This window comes from Sphingomonas sp. (assembly GCF_051962185.1).
GTDB lineage: Bacteria > Pseudomonadota > Alphaproteobacteria > Sphingomonadales > Sphingomonadaceae > Sphingomonas.
Genome location: NZ_JBQCCN010000215.1, coordinates 1 through 9,832, shown reverse-complemented (window position 1 = coordinate 9,832; position 9,832 = coordinate 1). Strand labels below are relative to the sequence as shown.

At 67.8% G+C, this 9,832-nt stretch carries 9 protein-coding genes; all 9 read right to left on the bottom strand.

Going from position 1 to position 9,832, the window contains the following annotated elements:
- Positions 1 to 18: 18 nt before the first annotated feature.
- Positions 19 to 1,086, bottom strand: a complete 1,068-nt coding sequence (locus ACTHJR_RS13620) for a FemAB family XrtA/PEP-CTERM system-associated protein (RefSeq protein ID WP_440523778.1) — start codon at positions 1,084 to 1,086, stop codon at positions 19 to 21.
- A gap of 2 nt (positions 1,087 to 1,088) precedes the next feature.
- A complete protein-coding gene (locus tag ACTHJR_RS13615; protein WP_440523777.1) occupies positions 1,089 to 1,931 on the bottom strand; it encodes an XrtA system polysaccharide deacetylase in 843 nt (280 codons plus the stop codon).
- Between the two features lie 19 nt (positions 1,932 to 1,950).
- Complete coding sequence (locus tag ACTHJR_RS13610; RefSeq protein ID WP_440523776.1) at positions 1,951 to 3,048, bottom strand: AAA family ATPase; 1,098 nt, start codon at positions 3,046 to 3,048, stop codon at positions 1,951 to 1,953.
- A gap of 37 nt (positions 3,049 to 3,085) precedes the next feature.
- The gene (locus ACTHJR_RS13605; protein ID WP_440523775.1) at positions 3,086 to 4,708 is read right to left on the bottom strand and encodes a hypothetical protein; all 1,623 of its coding nucleotides are present in this window, start codon (positions 4,706 to 4,708) and stop codon (positions 3,086 to 3,088) included.
- Positions 4,708 to 5,724, bottom strand: coding sequence for an AAA family ATPase (locus tag ACTHJR_RS13600; protein ID WP_440523774.1), 1,017 nt, complete (start codon positions 5,722 to 5,724; stop codon positions 4,708 to 4,710). The genes ACTHJR_RS13605 and ACTHJR_RS13600 overlap by 1 nt, the downstream gene beginning before the upstream one ends.
- Positions 5,721 to 7,241: an XrtA system polysaccharide chain length determinant gene (locus ACTHJR_RS13595; RefSeq protein WP_440523773.1), complete on the bottom strand. Its 1,521-nt coding sequence runs from the start codon at positions 7,239 to 7,241 to the stop codon at positions 5,721 to 5,723. The genes ACTHJR_RS13600 and ACTHJR_RS13595 overlap by 4 nt, the downstream gene beginning before the upstream one ends.
- A 15-nt stretch (positions 7,242 to 7,256) precedes the next feature.
- Entirely contained in the window at positions 7,257 to 7,901 is a 645-nt protein-coding gene (locus tag ACTHJR_RS13590; protein WP_440523772.1) for an XrtA/PEP-CTERM system exopolysaccharide export protein, read from the bottom strand.
- Positions 7,902 to 8,011: 110 nt separating this feature from the next.
- Positions 8,012 to 9,199, bottom strand: a complete 1,188-nt coding sequence (locus tag ACTHJR_RS13585) for a pyridoxal-dependent decarboxylase, exosortase A system-associated (protein ID WP_440523771.1) — start codon at positions 9,197 to 9,199, stop codon at positions 8,012 to 8,014.
- Positions 9,196 to 9,832: AMP-binding enzyme (locus ACTHJR_RS13580; RefSeq protein ID WP_440523770.1), on the bottom strand; the 637-nt coding region annotated here is incomplete at its 5' end. The genes ACTHJR_RS13585 and ACTHJR_RS13580, both read right to left, overlap by 4 nt.

The window sequence follows — 9,832 nt, the reverse complement described above, 5'->3', positions numbered from 1 at the left end:
GATATCGCCCATTGGACCTTAGCCTAGGCCTTTGGCGATCACCGGCCCCATCGTGTTGGCGAGCCAGAGCGGCAGCTTCTTCCAGACCGCGACCTGCAGCCGGTATTTCGGGCTCATCGGGTTCATCTCGCGCGGCGTCTCTCCGTCGGCCACGCGCTTGGCGTAGCGCAACGGCACGCCCTCGAAACCCCAATTCTTCTTGAACGCGGCGACCCCCGTCCCTGCTTTCGACCGGCCGAAGTCGTAGCGCGTGCATCCGCGCTCGCGAGCATGGCGCATCAGCTCGAAATAGAGCCGGTCATTGGCCTTCAATGCCCGCGCCTCGCGCGTGCCGCCGCCCCAGAAGGGATAGACGGTGCCGTTGAGATAGAGGCTGAACACGCTGGCGTGCGGCTTGCCGTGCTTCGATACCGTCACGACATCGGCATGCTCGCCGAGCTCGGCCGCCACCTCGCGGAACAATTTCGCCGGGAACACCGGTGTGCCGAGATTACGCACCGATTCCGAGAAGACGGCATAATGCATCGCGAGATCGTGCGGCCAGCGGCCGATCGCGACCTTCAGGTCGGCGTCGAGCGACTTGCGGACATCGGCGCGCTGCTTGCGCGGGATGGCGAGCAATTCGCCCTCGTCATCCTTGGCGAGATCGCGCGAGAAGCCGAGATAGGTGGTCTCGTCGACGATCCAGCCCTCGCCCGGTGCCGGTCCGCCGCGCAGTTCGAGGCTCGGGCAACCGAGTTTCTGCGCCAGCGCCCAGGCGGACGCGGCCAAGGCTTCCGCGACGGCGTCACGACTGGTCAGAATGCCACCGTCGACCGCGAACCCGGCCGAGACCAGGGCCTTGCCGAACAACGGCGAGCGGATTTCGGTCAGCGGCAGCACGCCGGCCAGGGCGCCGTCGGCTTGCTCGGCGATCAGGCAATGCGCTGTCTGTCCGCACGCCCGCGACACCGCGATATTCCAGCCGGTCAGGTGAAACGGCGTGGCATCGGGATGCGCGCGGACATAGGCATCGATCCGCGCGCGCTCGACGGAATCGCCCAAGTCGGCGGCGGCAATCGCCACGGGAGTCGAGACCAACGGCATGGTCACTGCAAGCGCTGCGCTTCGGCCGCGACCACCGCGTCGACGCGGCCCCAATCGTGGCGTTTGACCAGCCCGCGCAGCTTGCCCGCCATCGCCCCCAGCCGGCTGTAATGCCGCAGCCGCGACTTGAGCGGCGCGTGCGCGACGCGCGGCTGATCGGGATCGACTTCCCACGGATGGAAATAGAACACCGCCGGGCGGCTTTCCTCGCGATTGGCACGCGCCACCGCGCGATCGGTGATCGCCGCCGGAAACAGCCGGAAGAACCCGCCGCCGGTGGTGATCTTGCGCCCCGCGACATCGGCGAGGGTGATCGGCAATTCGATCAGATCCGCATCCGCCACCGGGCGATAGGCGTGTTTCGGCGCTTCCGCCCAGCCATAATGGTCGTGGACCAAGGGCGCGACGCTCGACGAATAAGCATAGCCCTCTTCGGCCAGCACCTGGTGCGCCCAGGGCGTACGCTGGTCGATCGAGAAGCTCGGCGCGCGATAGCCGGTGACTTTCTGCCCCGACGCATCCTCGAGCGCGATCCGCGCGCGCTTGAGGTCGGCGCGGAAGGCATCGGCGGTCATCGTGAAGACGCGGTCGTGGTCCCAGCCATGGCTGGCGATCTCATGCCCCTCTCCCACGATCCGGCGGATCAGCGCGGGATGGCGCTCGGCGACCCAGCCGAGCGTGAAGAAGGTCGCCTTGACCCCCGTCTCGCCGAACAGGTCGAGCACCTTGCCGGTATTGTAATCGACGCGGCTCCTGAGGCCGTCCCAATCGGTCTTGGCGATCACGCGTTCGAACGCGCCGACCTGGAACCATTCCTCGACATCGACCGACAGGCCGTTCAGCATGATGCCGCTCCCCCGCGCGTCAGGCCGCGCGGCCACCGCGCGCTGCCGCGGCCTCGTTACCCTCCACCCAATCGACCAGCAACGCCAATACCCGGCGGAGCGCCGCATCCTGTTCCTCCAGCCGCGCCTCGATCGCGGCGAAGCGGTCGGGGGCGATGGCGATCGGCGCGGGCTCGCTCGCCGCGGTCGTGGGGTCGTTGGCGGGCCGGGTCGCGACCGGGGCGACCGGTTCGGGCGTCATGATCGGCTCGGGCGTGGGCGCCGGAACGGCGGCAACCGGGCGCGCGGGCGTCGTCTCGGTTGGCATATCGCCGCTGATATCGGCGATCACCGCCTCGACCGTCTTGCCGTCGATCACGTCGATCTGCTCGATCGCGCCGAGCAGCAGCACGCGGCCGGCGAGCTGGTTGAGCCGGCGCGGCACGCCGTCCGAGCCGCGATAGAGCGCGGCGAAGGCGTCGGGCGTGAATTTGGGGCGACCATTCCAGCCGACCAGCGCCATGCGGTGCAGGACATAGGGCTCGACTTCGTCGGCGCCCATCGGATCGAGATGGTGCATCGCGATCACGCGCTGGCGGAGCTGTTCGAGCCGCGCGCCACCATGGAGCGCGGCACGGAATTCGGGCTGGCCGAGCAGGAAGATCTGCAGCAGCGCGTGGCCACCGGCCTGGAAGTTGGACAGCATGCGCAATTCTTCGAGCGCGCCGGTGTGAAGCGCCTGCGCCTCGTCGACGATCAGCAGCGTGCGGCGACCCGAGCGTGCGACCGAATGCAAGCCGCGCTCGATCGCGACCAGCAATTGCGCCTTCATAAGCCCCGCGGTCTCGACGCCGAGGCCCGATGCCACCATGCGCAGCAAGTCGTCGGCCTCGATCTGGCTCGACACCAATTTGATCACGTGCAGCCGCTCGCGGTCGATCGTCGCCATCAGATGGCCGACCAGCGTGGTCTTGCCCGCGCCGACATCGCCGGTGATGACGATGAAGCCCTCGCCTTGGCTCAGGCCATAGCCGAGATAGGCCATCGCCTTCCTATGCGTGGCGGTGTCGAACCAGAATTTCGGATCGGGCGTCAGCGCGAACGGGCGTCCGCTCAATCCGTAATGGTCGTCATACATCGTCTTCGTCTCCGGGCGGGTTGCCCCGCCGCTGCGGTCAGAATTGGTAACGAGCCCCCAGCAACGCCTGCGCGCTGCTCTGATCTTCCTGGCCCTGCTGGCTGAATGTGTAGGCGGCCAGCGACAGGCTGGTGCCGAGGCGGCCGAAGCTGCGCGAGAACGACCCGCTCGCCCCCAGGCTGAAGATGCCCGGCGCGATGCCGCTGTCGTAATAATTGGCGAAGACGTCGCCGGTGAACGACACGCGCTGGCCGATCGGCGTGGTGTAGAACATCTGCGCGTAATAGCTCTGGTCGTTCGTCCCGATGATCACCACGCCCGGGCTGTTGGGCGCGTAGAATTTGCGGTTCGCATAGCCCGCGCCGACGCCGAAGGTCGACTGGCCGCGCGTCATCGTGACCACCGCGTCGATCCCGCGCGAGCGATAGGTCGCGGTCGACACCGACTGGAACACCGAATTCATGCACGCGCCCGCGGCGCCGCCGCCGGTGGTGCCGAAGGTGCAGCCGGAGAATTGCTGTGCGAGCAAGTCGCGCGTCGCGGTGAATTCGGCGGGAAGGCCGCGCAGGCCTCGCTGCAACTGGCTGCCGAAAGTCTCGACCGCATCGTACACGCCCACCTGGACGCCGACGCCCCGAGACGGCGCGTAGCTCACCGAGCCGGTATAACTCCACGAACCGTAGCGGCGGCCGACATGCGCCTCCGCCATGGTGCGCGGGCTCGGGCGCCAGACGACGCCGGCATCCCAATAGATGCCGTCGGTCTTGTAGGCGATGCGTCGCGGCGAAGTGGGATCGGTCACGAAGCGCCCGCGGCTGTCGGTGACCGGCACGCCGTTCGTGTCGAGCAACGGATCGCGCGCGCTCGACGTCAGCTTCTCATAGCCCACGCCGCCCTCGACGGCGACATTGCCCGAGACCGGCAGCACCGCATCGACGCGGCCGTACAGATCGTCGAAGCGGCTGCTCAACTGGCTCTGGTCGTCGCGCGTCCAGCCGCCGCTCGCGGTCATGCCGACCGGAAGGACCGTGCCCGATTTGAAGCCGACCGAGGCGGTCGCGATCTGCGTCTTGGCATCGTCGAAATAGTCGAGCCGCGGGCTGCCCGGGGCGACCCCGGTCGGGCCCGGCTCGGTCACCTTGGTATAAGCGAAGCGATAGGCCGCATTGACCGCGACCGGCCCGCTGCCGGTGCTCAAAGTCGGGCCGACATAGCCCGAATAGACATTGCTGACATTGTCGCGGTCGTTGCCGAAAAAGGTCGGCGCATCCCCGCGCATGTCGTTGCGCGCCCGCGTGGCGATGCCGCCCGCGTCGATCGACAGGCCGCGCGCGACGCGCACCTGGGCATTGGCCAGCCCGGTCACGACATCGGCATCGCCGCTGGTCTTGTCCCAGGCGAACTGATGTTCGTAGCGTGCCGACAGATTGACCGACACGCGGCGGTTCTCGACCGACGCATCGACCCCGGCGGCGGCTGAGGTGTAGGTCAGCACGTCGCCCGATTGGACGTCGGCGGTCAGCACTTGGCTGAGCTCGATATAGGGCGCGACATTGACCTTGCGTCCCCTGCCCCCGCTATTGCCGTTATCGTCCTGCGCCGCCGCCGGCGTCGCCGCCAGCAGCGCCGCAAGCGCGATCCCCGCGGAAACCCGAAGCATCATTGCTCCTCGTCCTCCTGGCCGTAATAACTGCCGAAACGAGCCCCCCCCGGGGCGAATGAAACCTTGTTCAACAACAGCTGGATGTGCTCGCAGCCTTCGAGCCGCTGCACCGTGTCGCGAATCTCGCCTTCCGACGTCTTGTCGGCGCGGACCACGAGCATGACCTGGCCGACATGCAGCGCCAGCACCGACGCGGGCGACGCGGCGAGCGCGGGCGGCGAATCGAAGATCACGACGCGACCGGGATCGGCGGCGAGCAGCCGCGCGATCAGTTCGGGCGTGCGGCCGCTGGCAATCAATTCGACATCGGCATTGGTCTGTGCGCCCGCCGGCAGCAGGCTGAGATTGGGAATATCGGTCCCGACCACGCACTTCTCGATATCGATCGACGGATCGGCCAGCGCGTCGAGCAGGCCGCGGCCGTCGGCGACGCCGAGCCGCTGCAGGATCCCCGGCTTGGGGAAATCGGCATCGACCAGCAGCACGCGGGTGTCGCGTTCCGCCGCCATCGAGATGGCGCGGTTGATCGCGCAATAAGTCTTGCCGTCGCCCGGCTTGGCCGAACAGACCAGGATGGTGCGCGCCTTGTCGGGTTCCTGCGCGTTGAGCGTCCGCGCGGTCAGCAGCAACTGACGCTTGGCGAGGCGGAATTCCTCGGCCAGCACACCGATCGGCGCGCCAGGGATCAGCATCTGATTCTCGACCAGCAGGTCGCGATCGATCCTCGCCTGGCGGCCTGCGACGGGGAGTGCCGCAGGCTGGACGGGCGCGGGCTTGGCGACCGGGGCGGCTGCGATGGGCACTGCCTTGGCCTCGACGGGCTTCGGCGCCTCGACCGGTTTGGGAGCCTCGACGACCGGCATTGCGGGCACCGCTGGCGCAGCCTTGGGGGCCGGCGCCGGCTGCAGCTCGCTGTCGGGGATCGCCCGCGCGGTGCGATGCGCCGAGAAGTCATAGACCTCGGCCGCGCGCTCGAGCAGCGACCCGCCCTTGTTGATGATCGGCTTGTTCATGCCGCGAGCCCCCGCATCAGCATCTCCACGCCGAGCAGGCAGACGAACGCGACCGGCAATGCCGCCGCGGCCCCCGCGAACATGCGCAGCTTGCGTTTCCTCATTTCGGTCTCGACCTTGGCGACGCGCTCGCTGATCGAGCCGATCACCGGCAGGCCGGTGGCCTTTTCGAGCCGGCCCGCGGTCGCATAAGTGGCCTTGAGTTGAGACAGCGCGAAGGCGCCGCCGATCCCGGCGAAGATCGCCGCGAACAGCACGCCGGTCAGCAGCAACGGCCGGTTGGGCGCGGTCGGCGCGCGCGGCGCGACCGGCGGGTCGATGATCCTGAACTTGATCGAGTCGGTCTGCGCCTGCGCCTGCGCGCGGACGCGGACTTCCTCGCGATCGCTCAGCAGCTTGTCATACTGGTCCTTGAGCACCTGGTAATCGCGATCGATCTGGCTCTGCTCGTTGGCCGCCGCGGGATCGCCGTTCAGCTTGCTGGTGATCGCGTCCATGTCGTGCTGGAGCTGCTGCTTGCGCGCGGTCAGCGCCGCGACTTGCGACTGTTTGTCGACCTGCAACCACTTCAGCGCCAGATATGGGGGCTTGGGCGTGCCGCCGCCGGCGACGCTGCCGACCGCGGGCTCGCGCGCCGCGGCGGCACGCGCGGCGCCGAGCTGGCTCTTCAGCGCGACCACGTCGGGATGGTTCTCGGTATAGCCCTTGGCCCGCGCGTCGGCGAGTTGGCCTTCGATCGCGGCGAGGCGCGCGCGCGCCGGTCCGGCACTGCCCGCGCCACCGACGCCGGCGATGGTCGGCGGCGTGCCCGCCATCTGGCCGTTGATCGAGGCGAGACTGGTCGAGGCGGCCGCGAGGTCGCTGTCGATCTGCGCCATCTGGGTCCGCGCCGCCGACATGCGGTCGGAGAGCGAGCCGGTGCCCGGCAGCGAACCGAGATACTGGGTCTGGAACTGGCTGCGCTTCGCATCGGCATCGCCCAGCCGGCGCTGCAGATCGTCGACCTGGCTGTCGAGGAAGCGGAGCGTGGTCTGGGTATCGTTGCGGTCGTCGGCCAGATTCTGGTCGACGAAGATCGAGATCAACTTCTGGTTGATCTGCGCGGCGAGCTTGGGGCTCGACGCGGTCACCGTGATCTCGAACAGATTGTTCTGCTGCGCGACGATCTTGACGTTCTGCTGCAGCCCGGCGACGCGGTCGGCGACCTCTTGCGGGGTAGACACCGTGTTGGCGAGGTCGGTGCCGCGCACGACCTTCTCCAGGTTGACCGCGCTGGTCAGCGTCTGGCGGATCGTGTCGACGTCGTTCTGCTGCTCTGCCGCGCTGATGCCGATCTTGGATGGCAGCACCTGACCCATCTGAACGAAGACGCGCGCCTTCGATTCATAGCGATTGGGCATCTGGCTGACCGCCAGCCAGCCCAGGATCGCGACCACCCAGGCCACCGCCAGCGCGAGCCAGCGGCGCTTCCAGATCGCGTGGAGAGCGATGCGAATCTCGTCGTAGAGGCCGTTCACGGTCCCAGGCCTCCGTCAGAACATTGATTCGGGGATGATGATGACGTCGCCCGGCTCGAGCTTGACGTTCGCCGACGGGTCGCCGTCCTTGAGCAGCTTGCCGAGCTTGACGTTATATTCGCGCTGCTGGCCGGTGTTGCGATCCTGGCGCACCAGCCGGGCGCGGTTGCCCGCGGCATATTGGTTGAGCCCGCCGACCGCGATCATCGCGTCGAGCAGGGTCATGTTGGCGCGGTACGGGATCGACGCCGGCTTCTCGGTCGCGCCGACGATGCGGATCGACTGGCTGTAGGTCGACTGCGGGCTTTCGACGATGACCGAGACGATCGGATCCTTGATATAGGTCGACAGCGCGATCTTCATGTCGTCGGCGAGCATCGCCGGGGTCTTGCCGACCGCGGGCATGTCGTTGACCAGCGGCGTGGTGATGCGGCCGTCGGGGCGCACCTGGACCTTCGCCGACAATTCGGGATTGCGCCACACGAAGATGTTGAGCTGGTCCATCGGACCGATGACATATTCCTCGCTCGGCTGCTCGCGCGATCCGACGAAACTCGCGGGCGGCAATTCCGGACGGCTGCCGCCGCCGGCACAGCCGGTCAGCACGCTCGCGCTCGCACCCACGAGGAGCAAAGCCCTGGAAACCCTCAAGAAACGCATAAACCAGCCTCCCGTCTGCGCCTGGCTGGGCCGGTGACGTCATTCCGGCGCGCGCAAACTTCGGGCTGGCTATGGGACCGAGGGGGTAAAGATTACGTTAGGAGTAACGGTCAGACCAGGCTTTCGGCAGGCCGCGGGTGACCGAGGAACTCCCACGGGCTGGCGCTAAGTCCGTAGGCGCCGGCCATGAATATCGCGATGACGTCACCAGGGTGGGCGACCGGCAGCTCGATCTGATCGGCCAAGCGGTCGAGCGGCGTGCAGAGCGGGCCGACCACGCTCACAGTCTCGCGCCGCGCATGGGGCGCGGCGGTGGCGACCGTGACCGGATAATTGCGGCGAACCACGGTGCCGAGATTGCCGGTGGCGCCGAGCTGGTGGTTGAGCCCGCCATCGCACACCAGGAAGACCTCGCCGCGGCTCTCCTTCCTGTCGATCACCCGAGTCAGATAGACCCCTGCTTCCCCCACCAGCCAGCGCCCGAGCTCGATCGCGAAGCGGGTGCCGGGCATCTTTGCCAACCTTGGCGTCAACGCGGCTCCTATCGCTTCCACATCAACGGCTTGCTCGCCGGGAAAATAAGGAATGCCGAACCCGCCGCCGAGATTGACGAGCGGCGGTTGCGCGCCCGCTTCGCCGGCCAATCGCGCCGCGAGATCGAGCGTATGCGCTTGGCTGTCGATGATCGCCGCGGCATCGAGCGCTTGCGATCCCGCGAAGATATGGAAGCCCTGCCAGTCGGCCCCGGCCGCGACGATCCGCCGCACCAGCGCCGGCACGCGCTCTGCATCGACGCCGAAGGGTGAGGCGCGCCCGCCCATCCGCATGCCCGATCCGCGCAGCTCGAATTCAGGGTTCACCCGGATGGCAAGCCGCGGCGTTACGCCCGCTCGCTCGGCCGCCGCCAACGCGCGATCGGCCTCGCCTTCGCTCTCCAGATTGATCGTGATGCGCGCGGCGATGGCCGCGTCGAGTTCGGTGTCGGTCTTGCCCGGTCCGGCGAAGCTCACCGCCTTGCCCAACCCGACGACGCGATCGAGCTCGCCGGCTGAGGCGACATCGAATCCGTCGACCAGCGCCGCCATCGCTGTGAGCAACGGCCCGAACGGATTGGCTTTGACGGCATAGTGAAGATCGACGCCGGGAAAGGCCGCGCGGAACCGCGCCATTCGGCTTGCGACGACCGACCCGTCATAGACGAACGCCGGGGTGAGCGTCGTCGATGCATCCACGGCCTTGCCGCCGATCATCAACGGAAGCGATTGGAATTCGGGTGGAATCGTCCCCATCGGCTTCATGACGTCATCCCCCTCAGCCCCGCGCGATCGAGCTTGCCGTTGGCATTGCGTGGCAGTTCGGCCAGCCAGACGTAGCGCGCCGGCTGCATGAAATTGGGCAGGTCGCGGCGCAAGCGCTCGCGCAACGCCTCCTCGCTCGCCCCGTCCCCCTTCGCCACCACGACGATCGCCTGGCCGAGCCGTTCGTCGGGCACGCCGAGCGCCACCGCTTCGCTCGTCTCGGCGCCGGCGGTGATCGCTTCCTCGACTTCGGTCGGGCTGATCCGGTTGCCCGCCGATTTTATCATCTCGTCGTCGCGCCCGACGAAGCGCAGCAGGCCTTCGGCATCGGCGATGGCGGTATCGCCCGACCACACCGCCGTTCCGCCCGATCGCGACCAGGTCGGTGCCGGGCGAAAGCGCAGCGCGGTGCGCTCGGGATCGCGCCAATAGCCTTGCGCGACGAGCGGCCCGGCATGAACCAGTTCCCCGGGTTCATCGGGCGCCGCCGTCGCGCCGTCGGGCCGCACGATCATGATCTCAGCGAACGGGATCGCGCGCCCGATCGAATCGGGATGCGCGGCGACTAAGGAGGGTTCGAGATAGGTCGAACGGAACGCCTCGGTCAGGCCGTACATCGGATAGAGATCGGCT

What these genes read in the sequence shown, in the direction of transcription:
- ACTHJR_RS13620 (WP_440523778.1), bottom strand. Translation starts at nt 1,086, where the DNA reads ATGCCGTTGGTCTCGACTCCCGTGGCGATTGCCGCCGCCGACTTGGGC.
- ACTHJR_RS13615 (WP_440523777.1), bottom strand. Translation starts at nt 1,931, where the DNA reads ATGCTGAACGGCCTGTCGGTCGATGTCGAGGAATGGTTCCAGGTCGGC.
- ACTHJR_RS13610 (WP_440523776.1), bottom strand. Translation starts at nt 3,048, where the DNA reads ATGTATGACGACCATTACGGATTGAGCGGACGCCCGTTCGCGCTGACG.
- ACTHJR_RS13605 (WP_440523775.1), bottom strand. Translation starts at nt 4,708, where the DNA reads ATGCTTCGGGTTTCCGCGGGGATCGCGCTTGCGGCGCTGCTGGCGGCG.
- ACTHJR_RS13600 (WP_440523774.1), bottom strand. Translation starts at nt 5,724, where the DNA reads ATGAACAAGCCGATCATCAACAAGGGCGGGTCGCTGCTCGAGCGCGCG.
- ACTHJR_RS13590 (WP_440523772.1), bottom strand. Translation starts at nt 7,901, where the DNA reads ATGCGTTTCTTGAGGGTTTCCAGGGCTTTGCTCCTCGTGGGTGCGAGC.
- ACTHJR_RS13585 (WP_440523771.1), bottom strand. Translation starts at nt 9,199, where the DNA reads ATGAAGCCGATGGGGACGATTCCACCCGAATTCCAATCGCTTCCGTTG.